This window comes from Streptomyces niveiscabiei, assembly GCF_033794345.1.
Taxonomy (GTDB): domain Bacteria; phylum Actinomycetota; class Actinomycetes; order Streptomycetales; family Streptomycetaceae; genus Streptomyces; species Streptomyces niveiscabiei.
In genome coordinates this window covers 260,296-281,248 of sequence record NZ_JARAYJ010000008.1, presented here as the reverse complement: position 1 = coordinate 281,248, position 20,953 = coordinate 260,296, and the positions used below count along the sequence as shown (strand labels likewise).

Annotated in this window: 18 protein-coding genes; 12 read left to right on the top strand and 6 right to left on the bottom strand. The window is 71.9% G+C overall.

Annotated elements, in window-relative coordinates:
- Positions 1-64: 64 nt before the first annotated feature.
- Both PV682_RS14410 and PV682_RS14405 read right to left on the bottom strand, forming a co-directional pair.
- Positions 65-694, bottom strand: coding sequence for an MBL fold metallo-hydrolase (locus PV682_RS14410; RefSeq protein WP_319729483.1), 630 nt, complete (start codon positions 692-694; stop codon positions 65-67).
- Positions 694-1,782, bottom strand: a complete 1,089-nt coding sequence (locus tag PV682_RS14405; RefSeq protein ID WP_319729480.1) for an S-(hydroxymethyl)mycothiol dehydrogenase — start codon at positions 1,780-1,782, stop codon at positions 694-696. Before PV682_RS14405 ends, PV682_RS14410 begins: the two co-directional genes overlap by 1 nt.
- Before the next feature lie 135 nt (positions 1,783-1,917).
- Between PV682_RS14405 and PV682_RS14400 the strand changes: the two genes are divergently transcribed.
- Positions 1,918-3,678 carry an ABC transporter ATP-binding protein gene (locus tag PV682_RS14400; protein WP_319729477.1) on the top strand — a complete coding sequence of 587 codons (1,761 nt, stop codon included), beginning with the start codon at positions 1,918-1,920 and terminating at the stop codon, positions 3,676-3,678.
- Here the strand turns inward: PV682_RS14400 and PV682_RS14395 are convergent.
- Positions 3,675-4,376 (bottom strand): (2Fe-2S)-binding protein, encoded by a 702-nt coding sequence (locus tag PV682_RS14395; protein WP_319729475.1) that lies wholly within the window; start codon positions 4,374-4,376, stop codon positions 3,675-3,677. The genes PV682_RS14400 and PV682_RS14395 overlap by 4 nt on opposite strands.
- A 198-nt stretch (positions 4,377-4,574) precedes the next feature.
- On the opposite strand from PV682_RS14395, the gene PV682_RS14390 reads away from it, so the two are divergent.
- The 9 genes from PV682_RS14390 to PV682_RS14350 all read left to right on the top strand — a co-directional run bounded on the left by PV682_RS14390 (position 4,575) and on the right by PV682_RS14350 (position 15,368).
- The gene (locus tag PV682_RS14390) at positions 4,575-5,543 is read left to right on the top strand and encodes a FecCD family ABC transporter permease (protein WP_319729473.1); all 969 of its coding nucleotides are present in this window, start codon (positions 4,575-4,577) and stop codon (positions 5,541-5,543) included.
- Positions 5,540-6,550, top strand: a complete 1,011-nt coding sequence (locus PV682_RS14385; protein WP_319729470.1) for a FecCD family ABC transporter permease — start codon at positions 5,540-5,542, stop codon at positions 6,548-6,550. Before PV682_RS14390 ends, PV682_RS14385 begins: the two co-directional genes overlap by 4 nt.
- The gene (locus tag PV682_RS14380; protein ID WP_319729468.1) at positions 6,550-7,362 is read left to right on the top strand and encodes an ABC transporter ATP-binding protein; all 813 of its coding nucleotides are present in this window, start codon (positions 6,550-6,552) and stop codon (positions 7,360-7,362) included. The genes PV682_RS14385 and PV682_RS14380 overlap by 1 nt, the downstream gene beginning before the upstream one ends.
- 31 nt (positions 7,363-7,393) lie before the next feature.
- A complete protein-coding gene (locus PV682_RS14375) occupies positions 7,394-8,425 on the top strand; it encodes an ABC transporter substrate-binding protein (protein WP_319729465.1) in 1,032 nt (343 codons plus the stop codon).
- Between the two features lie 44 nt (positions 8,426-8,469).
- Positions 8,470-9,630, top strand: coding sequence for an ATP-grasp domain-containing protein (locus tag PV682_RS14370; protein WP_319729463.1), 1,161 nt, complete (start codon positions 8,470-8,472; stop codon positions 9,628-9,630).
- A gap of 128 nt (positions 9,631-9,758) precedes the next feature.
- Positions 9,759-11,345 carry an IucA/IucC family protein gene (locus PV682_RS14365; protein WP_319729460.1) on the top strand — a complete coding sequence of 529 codons (1,587 nt, stop codon included), beginning with the start codon at positions 9,759-9,761 and terminating at the stop codon, positions 11,343-11,345.
- On the top strand, positions 11,342-12,508 hold the full coding sequence (locus tag PV682_RS14360) for an MFS transporter (RefSeq protein WP_319729458.1): 1,167 nt from the start codon (positions 11,342-11,344) through the stop codon (positions 12,506-12,508). Before PV682_RS14365 ends, PV682_RS14360 begins: the two co-directional genes overlap by 4 nt.
- The gene (locus PV682_RS14355; RefSeq protein WP_319729456.1) at positions 12,508-14,205 is read left to right on the top strand and encodes an IucA/IucC family protein; all 1,698 of its coding nucleotides are present in this window, start codon (positions 12,508-12,510) and stop codon (positions 14,203-14,205) included. The genes PV682_RS14360 and PV682_RS14355 overlap by 1 nt, the downstream gene beginning before the upstream one ends.
- 5 nt (positions 14,206-14,210) lie before the next feature.
- Positions 14,211-15,368, top strand: coding sequence for a type III PLP-dependent enzyme (locus PV682_RS14350; RefSeq protein ID WP_319729595.1), 1,158 nt, complete (start codon positions 14,211-14,213; stop codon positions 15,366-15,368).
- A 153-nt stretch (positions 15,369-15,521) separates the two neighbouring features.
- On the opposite strand, the gene PV682_RS14345 is transcribed toward PV682_RS14350, so the two are convergent.
- The gene (locus PV682_RS14345) at positions 15,522-15,830 is read right to left on the bottom strand and encodes a hypothetical protein (protein ID WP_319729454.1); all 309 of its coding nucleotides are present in this window, start codon (positions 15,828-15,830) and stop codon (positions 15,522-15,524) included.
- 167 nt (positions 15,831-15,997) lie between these two features.
- On the opposite strand from PV682_RS14345, the gene PV682_RS14340 reads away from it, so the two are divergent.
- A complete protein-coding gene (locus PV682_RS14340) occupies positions 15,998-16,366 on the top strand; it encodes a nuclear transport factor 2 family protein (RefSeq protein WP_319729451.1) in 369 nt (122 codons plus the stop codon).
- A gap of 3 nt (positions 16,367-16,369) precedes the next feature.
- Here the strand turns inward: PV682_RS14340 and PV682_RS14335 are convergent, their stop codons facing one another.
- Entirely contained in the window at positions 16,370-17,059 is a 690-nt protein-coding gene (locus tag PV682_RS14335; RefSeq protein ID WP_319729448.1) for a hypothetical protein, read from the bottom strand.
- A gap of 539 nt (positions 17,060-17,598) precedes the next feature.
- On the bottom strand, positions 17,599-19,533 hold the full coding sequence (locus PV682_RS14330; RefSeq protein WP_319729446.1) for a ricin-type beta-trefoil lectin domain protein: 1,935 nt from the start codon (positions 19,531-19,533) through the stop codon (positions 17,599-17,601).
- Positions 19,534-19,740: 207 nt separating this feature from the next.
- Between PV682_RS14330 and PV682_RS14325 the strand changes: the two genes are divergently transcribed.
- Positions 19,741-20,952, top strand: coding sequence for a glycosyltransferase (locus PV682_RS14325; RefSeq protein WP_319729593.1), 1,212 nt, complete (start codon positions 19,741-19,743; stop codon positions 20,950-20,952).
- Position 20,953 lies beyond the last annotated feature (1 nt).

Genomic DNA, 20,953 nt, shown 5'->3' with positions numbered 1-20,953 from the left:
TCGCCTATTCAAGCGACCTTGCAGATCTCAGTGACCTTGTAGATCTCAGTGACCTCGCACGATCTCAGTGACCGCGCGCGATCCACTCCTCCAGGTGCGGCGCCTCCGCCCCGATCGTCGTCTCGTCCCCGTGCCCGGTCAACACCCGCGTCTGCGCGGGGAGTTCGAGCAACCGGTCCCGGATCGAGTCGATGATCGTCGGGAAGTGGCTGTACGAGCGTCCGGTCGCCCCGGGCCCGCCCGCGAACAGCGTGTCACCGGTGAAGACGGCACCGAGCGCGGGGTCGTACAGGCACACCGCGCCGGGCGCGTGCCCCGGCGTGTGGATGACCCGCAGGTCGGCGCCGGCCGCCTCGATGACCTGCCCGTCGGCGAGGTGCTCGTCGGGGTCCCGGTCGGGGTGCGCGAGCTTCCACAGCGGGAGGTCCTCGGGGTGCAGCCAGATCCGCGCGCCGGTCAGCTCGGCGAGCGCGGGGGCCGCGTTGACGTGGTCGTTGTGGCCGTGGGTGCAGACGATCGCCGTCAGCCGCCGGCCGCCGATCGCGTCGGCGATGGCCTGCGCGTCGTGCGCGGCGTCGATGACGACGACCTCGTGGTCGTCGCCGACGATCCAGACGTTGTTGTCGACGTCCCAGGTCCCCCCGTCGAGGGTGAACTGACCGGACGTGACGAGCCGTTCGATGCGCGCGGCCATCAGAGGACCACCACCGAACGCAGCACGTCGCCCTGGTGCATCCGGTCGAACGCCTTCTCCACCTCGTCGAGCTGGATCGTCTCGGTGACGAACGCGTCGAGCGGCAGCCGCCCTTGGAGGTGCAGGTCGATCAGCATCGGGAAGTCCCGCGAGGGCAGGCAGTCCCCGTACCAGGACGACTTGAGCGAGCCGCCGCGCCCGAAGACGTCCAGCAGCGGGAGTTCGAGCTTCATCTCGGGCGTGGGGACACCGACGAGGACGACGGTTCCGGCCAAGTCCCGCGCGTAGAAGGCCTGTTCGTACGTCTCCGGCCGGCCGACCGCGTCGATGACGACGTCCGCGCCGAACCCGCCGGTCAGCTCCCGGATCGCCTCGACGGCGTCGGTCTCGCGGGAGTTGACGGTGTGCGTGGCCCCCAGTTCGCGCGCCTTGGCGAGCTTGCGCTCGTCGATGTCGACGGCGATGATCCGCCCGGCGCCGGCGAGGTTGGCCCCCGCGACGGCCGCGTCCCCGACGCCGCCGCAGCCGATGACGGCGACGCTGTCACCGCGTCCGACGCCCCCGGTGTTGATGGCGGCGCCGATCCCGGCCATCACGCCGCACCCGAGGAGCCCGGCGACGGCCGGGGACACGGACGGGTCGACCTTGGTGCACTGCCCGGCGGCGACGAGGGTCTTCTCCGCGAACGCGCCGATCCCGAGCGCCGGGGACAGCTCCTGCCCCGTCGAGGCGAGGGTCATCTTCTGCTCGGCGTTGTGCGTGTTGAAGCAGTACTGCGGGCGCCCGCGCAGACAGGCCCGGCAGTTCCCGCACACGGCACGCCAGTTGAGGATCACGAAGTCACCGGGGGCGACGTCGGTCACCCCCTCGCCGACGGACTCGACGACACCGGCCGCCTCGTGCCCGAGGAGGAAGGGGAACTCGTCGTTGATGCCGCCCTGCTTGTAGTGCAGGTCGGTGTGACACACCCCGCAGGCCTGGATCCGGACGACGGCCTCGCCGGGACCGGGGTCCGGGACGACGATCGTCTCGACCCGTACGGGTTCGTCCTTCCCTGGTGCGATGACTCCACGTACTTCCTGTGCCATGTGCTGACCCTTTCTTTACGTCCCGCCTCCGACCCTACGCGGAAGTGATCACACCGGGTGCCACATCCGGCCGGTCGTAGCCTGGTGATGCTTCCCACGCGGACCGATGCGAACCGATGCGAACCGAGGAGACACGTGCAGCAGACCACTCCCCCCTGGCGCTTGCTCCTCGGGTACATCCGCCCGCACCGCCGGGCCCTGCTCGGCGGAGCGGTCCTCTCCCTGCTGACCGGCGCTGCGGGGCTGCTTCTCCCCCTGGTGGCACGGGAGTTGATAGCCGACCTGTCCGACGACCGGTCGATCACCGGGGCGTTGGCTCTGATGACGGGCCTGGTGGTCCTCAACGCCGTGCTGGGCGGCCTGGGTTCGTTCGTGCTGCGCCGCACCGCCGAGTCGGTCGTACTCGGCGCCCGCAAGGCCCTGTCGTCGTACCTGCTGCGGCTGCGCATCACGGCCGTCGACCGCACCGAGCCGGGTGACCTGATGGCCCGGATCACCTCCGACACGACCCTGCTGCGGGAGGTGACGACGGACTCGCTGGTCGGGCTCGGGACGGGCGGGCTGACGCTGGCGGCGACCGTCGTGATGATGGGGTACGTCGACCTGGTGCTGCTGGCGGTGACCCTGGGCGTCGTGGTGTGCACGGCGCTGGTGATCGGGCTGATCGTGCCGCGCATCAACCGCGCGAGCCGCAGGGCCCAGGACGCGGTCGGAGTGATGGGCGCCTCGCTGGAACGGGTCCTGGGCGCGCTGCGGACGGTGAAGGCGTCGGGCGCCGAGCACCGCGAGGAGAAGGCGCTGCACGCGGCGGCCGAGGAGTCGTGGCGGCAGAGCGTGCGGGCGGCGATGTGGTCGGCGGCGGCCGGGAACACGGCGGGGCTCGCGATCCAGGTCGCGTTCATCACGGTCCTCGCTGTGGGCGGGGCGCGGGTGGCGACGGGGGCGATCGGGATCGCCACGCTGGTGGCGTTCCTGCTGTACGTGTTCTTTCTGATGTCGCCGATCCAGCAGTTGGTGGGCGCGGTCGCCCAGTACCAGACGGGTTCGGCGGCGCTGACCCGGATCCAGGAGGCGCTGGCCCTGCCCGCCGAGCCGTCCACCCACCCGGCGCCGCTCCCCGCGTCCGACGCCGAACCGGCCTCGGTCACGTTCACGGACGTCCGCTTCCGGTACGCCGACGACCTGCCGTTCGTCCACCACGGGGTGACGTTCTCCGTGCCGCCCCGGGGCATGACGGCGTTCGTGGGGCCGTCGGGCGCGGGCAAGACGACGGTGTTCTCGCTGATCGAGCGGTTCTACGACCCCGAGGCGGGCACCGTCGCGCTCGACGGCCGCCCGCTCGGCGACTGGGACCTGTCCGAACTCCGGTCCGCCATCGGGTACGTGGAGCAGGATGCGCCGGTCCTGTCGGGCTCCCTGCTGGACAACCTCCTGCTCGGCAACCCGGACGCGGACGAGGCCGCCGTCCAACGCGTCCTGAAGACAACGCGGTTGGACGGGCTGGTGGAGCGACTCCCGCAGGGCCTGGAGACGTTGGTGGGGCACCGGGGGACGAAGCTGTCGGGCGGCGAGCGTCAACGGGTCGCCATCGCGCGGGCGTTGCTGCGGCGGCCCCGCCTCCTGATGCTGGACGAGGCGACGTCCCAGCTGGACGCGGTGAACGAGGCGGCGCTCAGGGACACGGTCGCGGACGTGGCGCGCTCGACGACGGTCCTGGTCGTGGCGCACCGGCTGTCGACGGTGACGATGGCGGACCGGATCGTCGTGATGGACGCGGGCCGGGTGCGCGCGGTGGGCACGCACCGTGAACTCGTGGGCGGGGACCCGTTGTACGCGGAGTTGGCGGCGACGCAGTTCCTGGCGGCGGGGGATTCGCCGGAGCACACGGCGAACTAGCCTATTCTGCGCAGCCGTTCGGCATCCGAGGTGCGCGGGCAGGTGCCGCACGCCTCGGCCGGGCGTACCGCGTAGAACATGCAGCAGCCGGCGCGGGTGCGGGTCGGGTGGCAACTGCCGTCGGGGGCCGTCAGGTTGCGGAATCCGGCACCGGCGGGGAAGCGGCCGGTCGGGCCGGGGAGGAGCTCGCCCGCGGCGCGTATGCCGTCGTCCTCGCGGTCCAGCACCCGGCCCAGGTACCAGAGTCCGGAGACGAGGTCGTCGCCGACCATCCCCCACAGGGCGCGCGATCCGCGCCGGGTCAGGGGGGCGAACGCGTCCAGGACCGGTTCCATGTGGGCGGTGAGGGCGTCGAGGAGGTTATCGGCGAGGGCGCCGGTCGGCCGTACCCGGTAGGACGCCGTGGCGAGGTCGGCGCGGATGTCCTGGGGCCGGATGAGCGGCACGCGGCGTTCCAGGAACCAGGGTCCGCTCATCAGGAGTGCGGCGGACCAGGTGTAGTCGTGGAGGGCGCGGGAGGCGGCGACGTGGCGGGGGACGGTGACGTCGTAGCGCTCGCGGATGCGGGCGGCCTCGGCGTCGACGAAGGCGGCGGTGTCGGTGAGGAGGTCGGTGCCGAGGGGTTCCTCGGCCGTCACCCGGACGTCGAGGACGTCGCACAGGGCGGTGACGCGGTGCAGGGCGTCGGTGACGGGCATGCGGGGCTCCACACGGGACAAGGTTTCCAGCTCGGGGGTGTTCCCAACCGTGACGTAGGGTGTGAAGATCGCAAGAAAGATCACAGTGATTCCACAGCGGTTGAAAACTAAAGGAAGCCTAACCTAAGCTCACCGCTCGTGACTGCGACTCATCGGGACACACCACCTCCAGGTGTGTCCTCCCGTGCCTTTCGGCACATGTCCCTGTTCCTGCTGGGAACCGCCGCGTTGGTGCTGTGCACCGCGCTGAGCCTCGCGCTCGGCGCCCGCTCCGTCCCCCTGTCGACGGTGGCGGACGCGCTGCTGCGCGACGCGCACGGCCGTGACGCGCTGGTCGTGACGGGCCTGCGCCTGCCGCGCACGGTGATCGGCCTCTTCGTCGGCGCCGCGCTCGGCGTCGCCGGAGCGGTCGCGCAGGGCGTCACCCGCAACCCGCTCGCCTCGCCGACGACCCTCGGCATCAACGCGGGCGCCGGGTTCGCGGTCGTGGTCGCGATCTACACGCTCGGGCTCGACGACCCGGTGCAGTACGTCTGGTTCGCGTTCGCCGGCGCGGCGGCAGCCGCCCTCTTCGCGCAGGCCCTGGCCCGCCGCTCGGGCGACATCGACCCCGTACGCCTGGCCCTTGGCGGCACGGTCCTCCAACTGGTGCTGATCTCCTGGACGTCGGCGGTCATGCTGCTCAACCAGCGCACGCTGGACGAGGCCCGCTTCTGGCTGGCCGGGTCGCTCGCGGAGCGCCCGCTGTCCGCGCTGTGGCAGGTGCTGCCGACGCTGGTCCTCGGCCTGGTCGTCGCCCTCGCCGTCTCCCCCGCGCTCAACACCCTCGCGCTGGGCGACGACGCGGCGGCGGCGCTCGGCGTCCCGGTCGGGAAGGTGCGGCTCGCGGGCGGCATCGCGGTGGTGCTGCTGGCGGGGTCCTCGGTCGCCGTGGCGGGCCCGCTCGCGTTCATCGGCCTGGCCGCGCCGCACCTCGTCCGCCCCTTCCTCGGCGGCGACCACCGCCTCCTGGTCCCCGGCTGCCTCCTCGCGGGCCCGGTCCTGCTGCTCTCCGCCGACATCCTGGGCCGCCTGGTGATCCGCCCCTCGGAGCTCGAAGTCGGCATCGTCACCGCCTTCCTGGGCGCCCCGCTGCTGGCCTTCCTCGCCCGGAGGGTGGCCCGATGAGCGCCTACCGCCGACGCGTCCTGCTCCTCGCGGGCACCGGCCTCGTCACCCTCCTCGCCTTGCTGACCGTCTCCCTGACCACCGGCACGATGACCATCCCGGCCGGTACGGCGCTGCGCGCGCTGGTCGGGCTCGGGGACGCCGGGGACGTCCTGGTCGTCCAGGAGTTCCGGGCGCCCCGCGCGTTCGCGGCGATCGTCGCGGGTGCCGGGCTCGGCGCGGCCGGGTGCGTCCTGCAACGCCTCTTCCGCAACCCGCTGGCCTCGCCGGACGTCATGGGCGTCACGGGCGGCGCGTCCCTCGGCGCGGTGTCGCTCCTCGCTGCCGGTGCCACCCAGACCCTGATCCCGCTGGGCGCGCTCGGCGGCGGCCTCGTCGCCGCGCTCCTGCTGGGCGTCTTCAGCTGGGGCTCCGGGCTCTCGGTCACCCGCCTGGTCCTCACCGGGCTCGCCGTGCAGGCGGCGCTCGCCGCGGCCGTCAACCTGATGATCGTCCGCTTCCCGGCCGAGCTGGCCGGCTCGGCGCTCCAGTGGACGACGGGCTCGGTGTACGGGCGGACGTGGACCGAGGTGTGGGGCGGTACGACGGCGATGGTGCTCGCCCTCGCCGTCGCGCTGGTGATGAACCGGCGCCTCGCGGTCCTCGACCTCGGGGACGACTCGGCGGGCGCACTCGGCCTCAACGCCTCCCGGGCCCGCCTCCAACTCCTGCTCCTGGCCGTCGTGCTGGCGTCCCTGGCCGCCGCGCTCGCCGGGCCCGTGACCTTCGTCGCGCTCGCCGTCCCGCACATCGTGCGCTTCCTCACGGGACCCCCTACGGCCGTGACGCTCGCGCTCGCCGCGCTCACCGGCGCCGTCCTGCTGCTCGGCTCCGACCTCGTCGTCCAGCACCTCCTGCCGGTCGAGGGGCTGCCCGTCGGCGCGGTCACCGCGACCCTGGGGGCGCCCTGGCTGCTGGTGCTCATGCTCCGCCAGTCCTCGCCCCTGAACGTGAAGAGGAACTCCTGATGACCAACCAGCTCACCACCGAGGGCCTCGCACTGCGCTACGGCGACCGGACCATCGTCGACGGCCTCGACCTGACGATCCCCGGCGGGGCGGTCACGGCGATCGTCGGGCCCAACGCCTGCGGGAAATCAACCCTGTTGAGGGGTCTGAGCCGCCTCCTCGCGCCGGCCGCCGGGACCGTCACGCTCGACGGGTCCGACATCCACCGCATGGACGCGCGGAGCCTGGCCCGCCGGCTGGGCCTGCTGCCGCAGCAGCCGGTGACGCCCGAGGCGATCACCGTCGAGGCGCTCGTCCGGCTCGGCCGCTACCCGCACCAGCGGCTGCTGAGCCCCTGGTCGGCCGCCGACCAGAAGGCCGTGGACGAGGCTCTGGAGCGCACCGGCACGACGCCGCTGCGCGACCAGCCCGTCGACCGGCTCTCCGGCGGCCAGCGTCAACGCGCCTGGATCGCGCTGGCGTTGGCCCAGGACACGGAGCTGCTCCTGCTGGACGAGCCGACGACCTTCCTCGACCTGCGCCATCAGCTCGACGTCCTCGACCTGGTCTCCGCCCTGCACGCGGACGCCGGGCGGACCGTCGTCATGGTCCTGCACGACCTCGGACAGGCCGCGCGGTACGCCGACCACATGGTCGTCCTCAAGGACGGCCGGCTCGCCGCCGCCGGGGCGCCGTCCGAAGTGCTCGACGCACAGCTCGTGCGGTCCGTGTTCGACGTCGACTGCCGGATCGTCCCCGATCCGGAGACCGGCACGCCGCTGGTCGTCCCCAAAAGCAGCGCGGCGCGGCACACGGCCGCCTCGCGCGACTGAACCCGTCTCACCCAGAAGAAAGTTCACCCCCATGTTCACCATGCGTTCCTCCCTGCGCGGAATCGGCCGTCTCAAGGCCGTTCCGGTCGCTGTCGCCCTCGGCGCCGTCGTGCTGACCGGCTGCGGCGGCAGTGACAGCGGAAACGATTCCCCCAAGGCCGACGCGTCGGCCGCCGGCGACTCCGCCGGGTTCCCCCGGACCGTCAAGACCGCCATGGGCGACGTCAAGATCCCGTCCAAGCCCAAGAGAGTCGTCGTGCTCGACACGGGCGAACTGGATGACGTGACCCTCCTCGGCCTCGACCCCGTCGGCGCCGTGGCGCCCCACTTCAAGACCGAGGGCGGGTTCCCGACGTACCTCAAGGGCGAGCTGGGCGGGACCCAGGACGTCGGGCCGCTACTCGAACCCAACCTGGAGAAGATCGCCTCGCTCAAGCCCGACCTCATCCTGTCGTCCAAGGTCCGGCACGAGAAGATCTACGACAAGTTGAGCGCCATCGCGCCGACCGTCTTCACGGAGACGACCGGTGGGGTGTGGAAGCAGAACCTCGCCGTGCACGCGCAGGCGCTGGGCCTGGAGTCCGAGGCCTCCGCCGCGCTGAAGAAGTACGAGACGCAGGCCGCCGCGCTGGGCGCCGAGATCAAGAAGAAGGACGGCGGGAAGATGCCCGTCGCTTCCGTCGTGCGGTTCATCGCCGGTCCCACCCGGCTCTACCAGACCAACTCCTACAGCGGGATCGTGCTCAACGACATCGGCCTCCGGCGGCCCGCCTCCCAGACGTCCACCGACCCCACGGTGACGATGAAGGACGTCAGCCCCGAGCAGATCGACCAGGCCGACGCGGACCTGATCTTCGTGACGACCGCCGACACCCCGGACAAGACCCAGGAGAAGCAGGTCACGTCCAACCCCGTGTGGAAGGACCTGCCGGCGGTCAAGGCGGGCAAGGTGTTCAACGTCCCGGACGAGACGTGGATGTCCGGGATCGGCGTCCAGGCGGCCGAGCAGATGCTGAAGGACGTGGCGAAGGCCACGGGGGTCACACTGCCCGCCGCGCAGTAAAGAACCTCACCGCACCCCCCACTTCCAGCGGAAGCCCCCCACCTATGCGTCTGTATCTCCTCGCGCTCAACCCCACCGACTCCGTCACCGACGGATTCCTTCCCGCCGCCGCCCGGCTCGGGATCGAGGTGACCGTTCTGACCGACCAGCCCGACTCCTACGCCGGGCTGGATGTGCTGGCCTGCGATGTGCGGGACTTCCGGGACGTCGTCTCCCGGATCTCCCGGCATCACCGGCCCGACGGGATCTTCACCAACAGCGATCACCTCCAGACCCAAGCCGCTCTCGCCGCCTCCTACTTCGGGCTTCCCGGAAAGGACTGGCGGGCCGCGTTGCGGTGCAAGGACAAGGCGGAGATGCGGCGGCGGTTGGCGGCCGGCGGGCTCGATGCCGTCTGGTCCGCCGAGATCTCCGCGCCGGTCGCCCTTCACGCGCCTTACCCCTGTGTGGTCAAGCCGCGTGAAGGGGTCGCCAGTGAAGATGTCGTTCTGGTGGGCGGGCCGGAGGAGTTGGTGGCCCGGTCCGAGGAGATCTTCGCCCGGAGGCCCGGGAGTGTGCTGGTCGTCGAGGAGTATCTGCCCGGCGAGCTGTACACGCTGGAGACCCTCGGGGACGGGCGCACCCTGCACGTGCTCGGCGGGTTCCATACGGAGGTGTCGCCGCCGCCCTTCTTCATCGAGGAGCGGATGACGTTCGTTCCGGCCCATCCCGAACCGGTCGTCAAGCAGGTCCTGGCTCAACTGGACGCCCTGGGCGTCGGGTTCGGGATCTGTCACACCGAGTTCGTCGTGCACGAGGGGCGCGCCCGGATCATCGAGGTCAACTACCGGGCCATCGGCGACCAGTGCGACCTGCTGCTGGCCCGCCTGCTGGGCATCCCCCTCTTCGAGCACGTCCTCAAGGTGCACCTGGGGGCTGCCCTGCCCGACGACCTCGGCGCCCGCCGTGACGGTGCCGCACGGCTCGACTACCCCTGCGCCGCCCGCGCGGGCACGCTCGTCTCGGCTCCCGAGGCGACCGAACTCGACGTGGACGGCGTGCACTTGACGTACCGTCCGCTGCGGCCGACCGGCTCGACGCACCCCCTCTACCGAACCAACCGCGACTACCTGGGAGTCCTCCGGTCCACCGGCACCGACCAGGCGACCGTGGACCGCGTCTCGGCGGAGTTCCTGGCCGCACGGCGCTGGGAGATCGAGGCGTGAGCGGGGAGTTGGGGCGAGGGACGCCTACGGGCGCGGAATCGAGGCGAGAGGCGCCTGCGGGCGCGGAATCGAGGCGAGAGGCGCTTGCGGACGCGGGGCCGACACAACAGTCCGCTGCGAGCGGGGAGTTGCTGCTGCGGGTCCTGTCCGCGTTCCTCCGCGAGGACGTCGTAGGGCTGCGCACCCTCGGCACCCTGGAGGAGCACCCCGACGGCCTCTGGCTCCGCCGCGCCGATCTGCTGCTCCCCGTGGAGACCGACGGCTTCCAGAGCGACCACCGCGCCCGCCTCCCCCTCCTCGTGCGGGACGGCGCCGAACTGTCCTCCTACGACACCGTCCTCGCCGCCCTGCGCGACCTCGCCGCCCCCGAGGACCGCCCCGGGTTCGACGCGTTCGCGGAGGAGTACCGGCAGACGGCGGAGACGGTACGGCTGCACGAGGAGACCCGGGCCCCGGTGCTCGCCTCGCTGGCCGAGCGCTACGGCGCCGATCCCGCCGACTGGCCCACGCTCGCCCTCGACACGCTCGCCGCCCGCCTCGACCACCCGGTGTACCCGACGGCACGGGGACGCGCGGGCCTCTCCCTCGAGCAACTCCGGCTGTACGCCCCCGAGTTCCACCCCCGTTTCACCCTGAGGTGGGTCGCGGTCCCCCGCGAGGCGGTCACCCTCAGCGGCACGCTCCCCGAGGTCTGGCCGACCCTCGAAGCGCTGGGCCTGCCCGAACTGACGGACACTCACCTCCCCTTCCCGGTCCACCCGTTGACCGTGGACGCGATCCCGCCGGAAACCGGCGCTGTCCTCTCCGACGTCCCGTACCTGGACGTCGTCCCCACCCTCTCCATGCGTACCGTCGCCGTCCTCGACGATCCCTCCCTGCACCTCAAACTCCCCCTGGCCACCTCGACGCTGGGCCTGCGCAACAAGCGCTCGATCAAGCCGGGCACCCTGGTGGACGGCGCTGCGGGACAGCGGCTCGTGGAGGCGGTGCTGGAGCGTGAACCCCGGTTCCGGGACAGCGTGCTGCACGCCGACGAGACGACGTACGCGCACGCCGGGCACGAACTGCTGGCGGTGCTGTGCCGTCGGCAGCCGAGCGGGACGGCCGTACCGCTCGCCGCGCTGCTGGCGGAGGCGCCGGGTGGGCGGCTGGTGGTGGACCATCTCGCGGAGCGGTACTTCGCAGGTGACCGACTCGCCTTCTTCGACGCCCTGTTGACCCTGCTGTTCGACTGGCACACCACCCTCTTCGGGTACGGCGTCGCCCTGGAGTCGCACCAGCAGAACGTGTCGGTGGTGCTCGAACCGGGGCGGCTGAGGCTGCTGTTCAAGGACAACGACGGGCCGCGCGTCAACACCGGGCGGCTCGGTGCGGTCCCGGCCTTCGACGACCTCCGCACGTTCACCACGGACGACGGTCCGATCGCCGACGTCTTCACGACCATCACCGTCCATCTCTGCGCCGGCGCCTACGCGTTCGGCCTCGACGACCCCGATCTGCTCGACCTGGTCCGCGAGCGGCTCACCGAGGCCGTCGAGCGGCTGGGCGGGGAGGCGGGGGCCGTGCTGCGCAAGCGGGTTCTGGAGGCTGACCGGCTGCCGGTGAAGGCGATGGTGTCCGCCGGGACGCTGCTGTCCAAGGAGCGGTCCGGGGCGGCCGACGTGAACAAGCACTACACCGACGGGCCCAACTACCTGCTGGGGAACGGCTCATGAGCGCCGGCTTCGGGCGGGCCCAGGTGTACGCGGTGGCGGGGTGCTACTTCGTCGCGTCGTTCGCCGCGCTGGGTCTGCCGCCGTATCTCACCGAGATCCTCCCGGAGCTGGGGGACGAGCAGGCTCGCTGGGCCGGGGTGCTGTATGTCGTGCCGACGGTGTTCGGCGCGCTGGGGGCGCCCTTGTGGGGGCGGCTCGCCGACCGGTTCGGGCGTAAACGACTGCTGTTGCGCGCCCAGTTGGGGCTGACGCTGTCGTTCCTGCTCGCCGGGTGGGCGGACTCGCTGCTCACGTTCACGCTGGCGCTCGTCCTCCAGGGCATCCTGGGCGGGACGTTCGCCGCGTCCAACGGCTATCTGGGCGCGGCCCTGGAGGGTCCGGCGCTGTCGCGGGCGCTCACGCTGATGCAGGGCAGCGCGCGGGCGGCGCTGGTCGCGGCGCCGATCGTGGTCGGTTCGCTGTCGGGCTGGCTGTCGCCGCACCGGCAGTACGCGCTGCTGGCCGTGCTGCCGCTGACGGCGGCCGTGCTGCTGGCGCTGCTGCCGGAGCCGGAGCGGGCTCAACAGGCCGTGCGTCAGGCCGAGTCGGCCGTCGAGCACACACCGGTCGTGTCCCTGCGGGTGCTCTACACGCTGGAGTGCGCGTTCGTGTTCTCCACCGTCATCTCCTTCCCCTATCTGATCTCCCTGGTCGACGAGCGGGTGCCCGGGACGTCGTCGGCGCTGTCCGGGGTGCTGTTCGCGCTGCCCCATCTCTGTTATCTGGTCGCGGCGTTGCCGGTGCACTCGGCGTTCCGGGACCGGCCGCTGGGCGGGCTGGCGCTGGGGTTCGTGCTGATCGCGCTGGGGCTGGCCGGGCACGGGGTCGCGGGGTCGCTGGCCTCGCTGGTCCTGGCGCGGCTCGTGCTCGGCGCGGGGCTCACCCTCGGGCTCGTCTGTCTCTCCGTCCTGGCCGCCGACTGCGCCCACGGCCGGGCGCCCGGCGGGATGTTCGGGTCGCTGGAGTTCTTCTCCAAGGCCGGCGCGGTCGCCGCCGGTGTCGCCGCCGCCGCGGGCAGCGCCCGCTACGGTCCGGCGGCCCCCGTCCTCACCGGTGGGGCCGCCGCGGCCACCGCCGCGCTCGCGACCCTCTTCCTCGCACCACGTACTCGCTGGAGCCGTTGATGCACTCCCTCACAGCCTCCGCCCCTGTCGAACTCCCCACGGCCGACCGGGCCGTGGCCCACACCCTCCTCAACTGCCTGCTGCGCGAGGTGTCCGGGCCCGAGCATCAGAGCGTCGTCGACGACGGCCACCTGCTGTTGCGCCTGCCCCGCCGGGGCGTTCTCCTGCGCGTCGCCCTGCGCCGGACCTCTCTGCTCGGCGCCCACCGGTTCGCCGGGCCCGTCGCCGAGCGGCAGAGCGACGGGTGGGCGGAGATCGGCTGGCGCCGGCTCGCCCGGCTCACGCACGACGAGCTGTCGCTCAGGACCGGCGTGCGCAACGAGGAGTTCCTCGCGCAGGTCGTGTCCAGTCACGACGCGATCGAGGCGGCGCTGACCGGCGTACCCGGCAAGGGTGTCGACGATCCCTACCTCGCCTCCGAGCAGGCGCTGCTCTTCGGGCACCGGTTCCATCCGACGCCCAAGGCGCGCACCGGGGACGCCCGTGACTGGGCCGCGTTCGCGCCGGAGGCCGGTGCCGTGTTCCCGCTCCGACACCTGGCTGTGCGGCCGGAGTTCATCGCCGGCGAGAGTGCGCAGGCGTGGGCCGGTGAGGCGCTGGACGGGCTGCGGGAGGTGCCCGAGGGGTACCGGCTGCTGCCGGTGCACCCTTGGCAGTACGCGTATCTGCGCGAACACCCCTTGCTGTCGGCCGCGTTGGAGCGCGGTGACGTGGTCGACCTGGGGACCGGGGGCCGGGAGTTCGCCGCGACGGCGTCCGTGCGGACCCTGTACGACGGGGAGACGTTCCTCAAGTTCAGTCTGAACGTGCGGATCACCAACTGCCTGCGCAAGAACAGCAGTTACGAGCTGACCGGTGCCGTCGCGCTGACCCGGCTACTGGCGCCCGCGCTCGCCGACCTCGCGGAGCGGTTCCCCGGGGCGGCCGTGCTGCGTGAACCCGCCTACCGTTCCCTGGCGTTGCCCGGTCCCGACGGCAGGCCCGACCGGGATCTCCTGGAGGGGTTCGGGGTGATCGTCCGCGAGGGGCTGCCCCGGCGGCTGGCTCCCGGGGCCACCGCGCTCCTCGCGGCGGCCGTCGCCGACGAGTTCCCCACGAGCGGCGCGCAGATCTCCCGGCTCCTGCCCGACGCCGCGCCCGCGACGGCCCTCGCCTGGTGGTCGGCGTACCTAGATCTGCTGCTCCCGCCCGTCCTCGCCGCCTACTTCGACCACGGGCTCGTCCTGGAGCCCCACCTCCAGAACGTCCTCGTCTGCGTCGACGCCTCCGGGATGCCCGCGCAGGTCCTCTTCCGTGACCTGGAGGGCACGAAGCTGCTGCCCGAGCACCACTCCGGCACGCTCGCCGCGCTCCCCGCCGACGTCGCGGGGCCCATGACGTACGACGCGCTGCGCGGCTGGGACCGGGTCGTGTACTGCCTGTTCGTCAACCACGTCGCCGAGCTGCTCGCCGCCCTCGCGGATCTGCACCCGTCCCTGGAGGGCGAGTTGTGGGCGCGGGTGCGGGGCGCGATCGAGGGGTACGCCGCGCGGCACGGCTGCCCGCCGAGGCTCGCCGCGCTCCTGGCCGGGGTGCCGTTGCCCGCGAAGGCGAACCTCCTCACGCGGTGGGAGCGCAAGGCGGACCGGGAGGCGGGGTACGTACGGCTGGCCTCGCCGCTGGCGGAGTCGATCCTCGCGGGGAGTGTGGGCCGGTGAACCGGGTGCACGAGTACGCGCTGAGCCTTCCCGCCGCTGAACTCCCTTCCTACGTGTACGACTTGGCCGCGTTGCGTGAGCATGCCGCCGCCGTCCGGGCCGCGTTGCCCTCCCGGGTCGAGGTGTACTACGCCGCCAAGGCCAATCCCGAGGCGGAGATCCTCGCCGCGCTGGGGGCGTACGTCGACGGGTACGAGGTGTCCTCCGGGGGTGAACTCGCCCACGTGGCACGGGCGGTGCCCGGTCGCCCCCTGGCCTTCGGCGGGCCCGGGAAGACGCCGGACGAGGTGCGGGCCGCGCTGGACGCCGGGGTGGAGCGGTTCCACGTCGAGAGCGAGTACGAGCTGTCGATGCTGGCGTCGATGGCTGGCGGGCGGCGGGTTTCGGTGCTGCCTCGCGTCAACTTGGCCGTTCCCGACGGAGCATTGACGGGGAGTCAGCTCGCGATGGGCGGGCGGCCCACCCCGTTCGGCATGGACCCCTCGCGGGCTGCGGCCGTCGCACGAGGGCTCGCCTCAGGAGCGTACGGGAGCCTCGAACTCGTCGGCGTCCACGCGCACTTGGCGAGCGGGCTGGACGCCGAGGCGCAGGTAGCCGTCGCCGGGGCCGTCGTGGAGTGGGCCACCGGGCTCGGGGTTCCGCTGGCCGAGGTCAACGTGGGCGGGGGGATGGCCGTCGACTACGGCGATCCTTCACGCCTGTTCGACTGGGTGGCGTACGGCAAGGGGCTGGGGGAAATCGCCGACGCCCACCCGGAGTTGACGTTGCGGATCGAGCCGGGGCGGGCGCTCACCGCGTACTGCGGGTGGTACGTCACCGAGGTGCTCGACGTGAAGCGCAGCCACGGGGAGGAGTTCGCGGTCGTCCGTGGCGGGACGCATCATCTGCGGACGCCCGCCACGAAGGGGCATGACCAGCCGTGCGTGGTGCTGCCGGTCGAGGAGTGGGCGCACCCGTGGCCGCGTGCCGCCGCTTCCGGTGAACTGGTCACGCTGGCCGGGCAGTTGTGCACGCCGAAGGATCTGCTGGCCCGGGGTGTGCCGGCGGGCGGGGTGCGGGCCGGGGACCGGGTGGCGTTCTCGATGGCCGGGGCGTACGCGTGGAACATCTCCCACCACGAGTTCCTGATGCATCCGCGGCCGGGGTTCCACTTCCTGGACTGAACTCCCTGGGCCGGACTCCCTGGCCGAACTTGCCGGGCCGAACTCCCTGAGCCGGACTCCCCGGCTGAACTTGCCGGGCTGGGCTCCCCGGGCCGGACATGGCGCGAGGGCCGGCCGGAGGTTTCCCCGGCCGGCCCTCGTCCCGTGGCCGGTTCAGCCCTCGATGGCCGGGAGCAGGCCCGTCACCGGGGCGGCGAGGTCGGTGAGCTGGTGCAGCTGGCCCAGCTCGTTCGGGATGCCGCCGAGCTTCTTCACCTCGCTGACCTGGCCGGACACGCTCGGCATCTTGTCGCGGTGTTCGGCGGGGATGTCGCTGACGGCGAGGTCGTCGAGCAGGGCGATCGGGTTGAGCTTGCCGTCGTCCGTCGGAACGGCGTCCGCGGCGTTCGCCATCGGGGCGGCGAGGCCGGCGACACCGGCGGCGAGAGCGGCGGCGGCGAGCATGCGTCGAGTCGAGATCATGCCCTCAGCAACGCGCCCGGCACCCGAGCGGTAACGGGTGGTGACCGGCGCTCACTCGACAGGCTGAGCGGTTGCCTGCGGCGCGGCTGCGGAGGACGCTCGTAAGGGTGGGGGCCCTACGGCCCGTCCCCGTCTCGGCCCGCGGCCCTCCTCAGGAGGTCATCACCATGGGCACCACCTTCGACACCGACACCCTGCGCCGGGGCATCGAGCAGTCGGCCACCTCCGAGACGCTGCTGTCGCTGTACGCCGACGACGCGGAGATCCGCGTGATCGACCGCAACACCCAGCCGAGCCACCCCCTCGTCCTGCACGGCCGCACCGAGATCGCCGCGATGCTCGACGACGTCTACAGCCGCGACATGACCCACAAACTCGAACACTGCGTCGTCCAGGGAGACGAACTCGCCTACACGGAGTCCTGCCAGTACGCCGACGGCACCCGCGTCCTCGCGGAGTCCGCGGTCTCCCTGCGGGACGGCAAGATCGTCCGCCAGACGATGATCCAGGCCTGGGACGAGGAGGCGTCGGACTGAACCTCAGAAGTACCCCTGGTCGTGGATGGCCCGCAGCCACGGCTCACGGACGGCGGGATGGCGGGCGAGGCGGTGGCGGAAGACCTCCCGGTCAGGGCGGAAGGCGTCGCCGAGCCGCTCCGACACCGGGTAGTCCCCCCGCACCCCCTCCGGCATCCCGCCGCTCACCGGCGTCGGCAGGGACTCCCGCGCGACGATCCCGAGCGCCGGATACAACCACATCCGCGCGTCCAGCGGCACGATCCCGGCTGCCCGACCAGGCCGCCACACCTCGCCTGTACGCGGGTGCAGGGGCACCACGGCGATGTCTGCGCCGGAGTCGATGCCCGGTCCGGCGAGTCCCACGGTGCGCGTCGGCGGGCCTGCCGGGAGGAGCTTGGCGAGTGTCCGCCCGAAGAGGTGCGCGAGAAGCCCGCCGCCGCTGAACCTGACGGGCTCTCCCCCGGTCTCCACCAGCAGATCGACCAGCGCCGCACCGATCGCGGCTTCCCAACGGGGACTCCAGTACTCGTCGAACACATCCCCACCCGTGTTCCAGGTCCGGGAAGGCTCGACCAGAGGAACGCACTCGTACTCCGAGGCGAGTGCGCCCCAGTCCGCCCCCGACCGCCCGGCACCCCGCACACGTCGCACCTCAGCCGGCTCCAGCCGCACCTCCTGCCAGAACGTGCAGTCGTCGATCCGCGTCGCCACCGCCCTACCGCACGTCCCACAGGCCAGATTCGGACCGTCCCTCCCATCCAGCCCCAGGCAGTAACCATCACACCGCTCAGGAATCAACACCGTCCCTCGCACATCCCCCGGCGCAAGAACGACCGCACCCACCGGCCCGTCCGAAAAACCCGGCACCGGCGCAAACACCCCCCGTCCGGCGGCCCCTTCGACCCCGACCTCATCCCACGCCCGCCACGGCGGACCGGCCGGCTCCGGATCAACGGCATAGGTCCCCGGCTCCATGAGCGCAGGCAACAAGTCATGCCCCACCCGCTGCCGCGCATGCGCCGGCAACACAACTTCCTCCACAGGACAGCTGAGTTCGCCCCCACACCCACCGCACACGAAAACATCCATCCCCGGGATTCTCACCACCCCCGCCCCACCGACCAACTGGTTTACCCTGGCCCCGGGCCGTGACCGACGCGGTGCGCTCCGCGGGGAAGCCGGTCAGGTCGTGTCGCGCCCGCGCGGCGGTAGCGCCCCTGGCCGGCGGCAGGGGCGCCCTCTCGGTGCGGTCAGTTGCGCGTCCACTTCTGGTTGGACTGGCCGTTGCAGGTCCACAGGACGAGTCGCGTGCCGTTGGCCGTGCCCGCGGCGTTCGCGTCGAGGCAGAGGCCCGCGTTGACGTTCGTGATCGTGCCGTCCGGGTTGAGGTTCCACTTCTGGTTGTTCTGGCCGTTGCAGTCCCAGATGACGGTTTTCGTGCCGTTGGTGGTGCCGAGGTTGTACGCGTCGAGGCACTTGTCGCCGTAGACGACGAGTTCCTTGCGGGAGGTGTACGTCCAGGTCTGGTTCTGGCCGGCGTTGCAGTCCCAGAGCTGGGCCTGGGTGCCGTTGGTGATGGTGTTGTCGTCGATGTCGAGGCAGCGGGTGGACTGGGTGCCGATGAGTTCGGTGCCGTTCGTTCCCGGTAGCGGATGGATTGTGATGTCGGCCAGTGTCGGTGCGCCGGTGAAGGTCAGGGTGTTGGCGGAGCCCTTCGCCAGGGAGACCTGGACGCTGATCGTGCCTGGGGAGGCGCCCGTCGGCGGGAAGGAGACCGCCGTCGTGTGCTGGCCGTTGACGCTGAGCGTGGCGGTGCGGGTGGACGACGTGTTGTTGACGTACGCGACGTCGACGACCTTGAGGCCCCCGGATCCGGCGGTGACGCCGGAGAAGGAGGAGGTGCCGGTGTGGACACTGGACGCGGCCTCGGTGCCACCGGTGACGGTGAGCATGAGGGAGCCGCCCGCCGGGACACTGGCGGTGTAACTCCCGTTGTAGGAGCCGACGTCGGTGCGGGCCCAGAGGTCACGGACCGTCGCGGGCGTGTCCGTGAGGCCGAGGTCGGACCAGCGGACGGCGATGTTCGCGGCGGCGGACGTGCGGTTGAGGAGGACGACGGCGCGGTTGCCGTTGCCGGCGAGGACCTTGCCGTACGCCTGGAGCCCGGTCGTGTCCTCGGAGACCTTGACGCCCTGGAGCCCGCGCGGGTCCTGGTCGACGGCGATGACCTCGGGGTTCTTGAGGATCGCGGCCGTCTCGGCGGTCATCGTCGACAGGTTGTTGCCCGCGAGGAGGGGAGCGCCGGAGATCGCCCAGAGGTTCATGTGGGTGCGGTTCTGGGCCGCGGTGAAGCCGTCCATGCCGGTCATCAGCATGTCGGCGTCGTTGTAGTAGCCGGTGTGCTGCGCGGTGGGGTGCAGGTTCCGGTCGAAGTTGGTGAGCAGGTTCGTCATGGACGGCTTGTTGCCGTAGAGGATGATGTCGTCGTTGGTGCGCCACATCGCGCCCTGGCCGGGCGCCCAGTTCCAGGGGTTCTCGCGGCCCCAGTTGCACAGCGACAGCGTCATCGGGCGCCCGGTGGCGGCGGTCGCGCGGGTGATCGCGTCACTGATGGACCGGTACGTGGCCGCCGGGTCGAGGCCCTCCGCGTCGCCGCCGCACCAGTCGACCTTCACGAAGTCGAAGCCCCACTTCGAGAACTGGAGCATGTCCTGGTCGTAGTGGCCCTCGCTGCCGGAGCCGGGCGCGGCGGGGCGGCCGGTCGGGTAGTAGTACCCGCAGCCGTCCTTCCCCGCGTCGGTGTAGATCCCGGCCTTGAGGCCCTTGCTGTGGATGTAGTCGGCGATCGCGGCCATGCCGCCGGGCCACTCGGACTGGTCGACGGTGATGTTCCCGGCGGCGTCCCGCGTCCCCTGCCACCAGCCCTCGTCGATGTTGACGTACCGGTACCCGGCCTCCGGCAGCCCGGCCGCCACGAACGCGTCGACCTGCTGTTTGATGACGCCGTAGTCGATCTTCGCGGCGAAGCTGTTCCAGGAGGCCCAGCCCATCGGCGCGCTCGGTACGGCGATCTGGCGCGAGGTCGCGGCCTGGGCGGGGACCGGCTGGACGAACAGGAGAGCCGCCGCCGCTGACAGGGCGAGGGCGGCGACGGATCTGCACCGGCGCAGGAGAGGGGGGTACATGCGGCTCCGTAAGGGTCGGGGGGAAGCGGCATTTCGTCCGGAGTATCGAACAGGGATCGACGAATCGAACGTGTCGCGGGCCGAAAATAGAACCGGCGAGTAACGAAGTCAACGGCTGGGACAGGAGTGAACTGGCTCTTTTTCCAGGGTCGTTCACCCCTCCACGACGCCCCGGCCGCCATACTGTCGCTCGTGCGAGTCGCGATCATGACGGCGGGTTCCCGGGGCGACGTGGCCCCCTTCACCGGGGTCGGCCATGCCCTGGCGGGCGCCGGACACGAGGTCACCCTGGTCACCCACGCCCGCTTCGAACCCCTCGTCGCCGGGTCCGGCGTCGCCTTCCACGCGCTGCCCGTCGACCCCCGCGCCGAGCTGGAGTCCGCGCGCGGCCGTGGCCTGCACCGCAGCGGCAGCGGCCTCGGGAAACTGGCCCGCGTGGTGGGGATGGCCCGGTCGCTGGTCGGCGAGATGGCGTACGACGTCGTCGCGGCGGCCCGCAAGAGCGACGCGCTGCTCCTGTCCGCGTCCCTGTCCCCGCTGGGCCATGTCGTCGCCGAGGCCCTCGACCTCCCCGCGCTGGACCTCCCCCTCCAACCCATCATCGCTACACGGGAGTTCGCGCCCCCGATGCTCGGCGCGGGCTCCTACGGCCCGCTCCTGAACCTCCTCGCGGGCCACGTCGTCGACCGCTCCGTGGACCACGTCTTCGCCCCCGCACTCCCTTCGGTCCGCGCGGAGTTGGGGGTACCCCGCCCTCCGCGCCGCCGACGCCGGCCCCGCCGCCCGATGCTGCACGGCTTCAGCCCCTCGGTCGTCCCCCGCCCCACGGACTGGCGCGCGGACCTGGAGGTCACGGGCTACTGGTGGCCGTACGACACGACCACCCAACTCCCGGCTCGCCTAAGGGACTTCCTGGACGCCGGTCCCCCACCGGTCTTCGTCGGCCTGGGCAGCGCGACGGTCCCCGACCCGGTGGCGCTGAGCACCCAGATCGTCCGGGCGCTGCGGATGGCCGGGCTCCGGGGAGTGATCCAGCGCGGCTGGGCGGACCTCGCGGCGCAGGGCGACGACATCCTCACGATCGAGGACGTACCGCACTCGGTGCTCTTCCCCCGGATGGCGGCGGTCGTCCATCACTGCGGCGCGGGCACGACGGCGGCGGGCATCCGAGCCGGGGTCCCCTCGGTGCCGGTACCGATCCAGTTCGACGAGGGTTTCTGGGCGAGACGCCTGGTCACACTGGGGGTGGCCCCGGAGGCGCTCCCGCTGCGCGGGCTGACGACGGAACGGTTCGCGGAGGCGCTGCGGCGGGCGACGGGGGAGGCGCAATTCGGGGAGCGGGCGAGGGAGTTGGGGGAGCGGGTTCGGAGGGAGGACGGGGTGAGGAGGGTGGTGGAGGCAGTGGGACAGCTAGGGTGAA

Excerpts from the sequence above, each read along its gene's own strand:
- PV682_RS14410 (WP_319729483.1), bottom strand. The coding sequence starts at position 694 with ATGGCCGCGCGCATCGAACGGCTCGTCACGTCCGGTCAGTTCACCCTC.
- PV682_RS14405 (WP_319729480.1), bottom strand. The coding sequence starts at position 1,782 with ATGGCACAGGAAGTACGTGGAGTCATCGCACCAGGGAAGGACGAACCC.
- PV682_RS14395 (WP_319729475.1), bottom strand. The coding sequence starts at position 4,376 with ATGCCCGTCACCGACGCCCTGCACCGCGTCACCGCCCTGTGCGACGTC.
- PV682_RS14390 (WP_319729473.1), top strand. The coding sequence starts at position 4,575 with ATGTCCCTGTTCCTGCTGGGAACCGCCGCGTTGGTGCTGTGCACCGCG.
- PV682_RS14385 (WP_319729470.1), top strand. The coding sequence starts at position 5,540 with ATGAGCGCCTACCGCCGACGCGTCCTGCTCCTCGCGGGCACCGGCCTC.
- PV682_RS14380 (WP_319729468.1), top strand. The coding sequence starts at position 6,550 with ATGACCAACCAGCTCACCACCGAGGGCCTCGCACTGCGCTACGGCGAC.
- PV682_RS14375 (WP_319729465.1), top strand. The coding sequence starts at position 7,394 with ATGTTCACCATGCGTTCCTCCCTGCGCGGAATCGGCCGTCTCAAGGCC.
- PV682_RS14370 (WP_319729463.1), top strand. The coding sequence starts at position 8,470 with ATGCGTCTGTATCTCCTCGCGCTCAACCCCACCGACTCCGTCACCGAC.
- PV682_RS14360 (WP_319729458.1), top strand. The coding sequence starts at position 11,342 with ATGAGCGCCGGCTTCGGGCGGGCCCAGGTGTACGCGGTGGCGGGGTGC.
- PV682_RS14355 (WP_319729456.1), top strand. The coding sequence starts at position 12,508 with ATGCACTCCCTCACAGCCTCCGCCCCTGTCGAACTCCCCACGGCCGAC.
- PV682_RS14345 (WP_319729454.1), bottom strand. The coding sequence starts at position 15,830 with ATGATCTCGACTCGACGCATGCTCGCCGCCGCCGCTCTCGCCGCCGGT.
- PV682_RS14340 (WP_319729451.1), top strand. The coding sequence starts at position 15,998 with ATGGGCACCACCTTCGACACCGACACCCTGCGCCGGGGCATCGAGCAG.
- PV682_RS14330 (WP_319729446.1), bottom strand. The coding sequence starts at position 19,533 with ATGTACCCCCCTCTCCTGCGCCGGTGCAGATCCGTCGCCGCCCTCGCC.
- PV682_RS14325 (WP_319729593.1), top strand. The coding sequence starts at position 19,741 with ATGACGGCGGGTTCCCGGGGCGACGTGGCCCCCTTCACCGGGGTCGGC.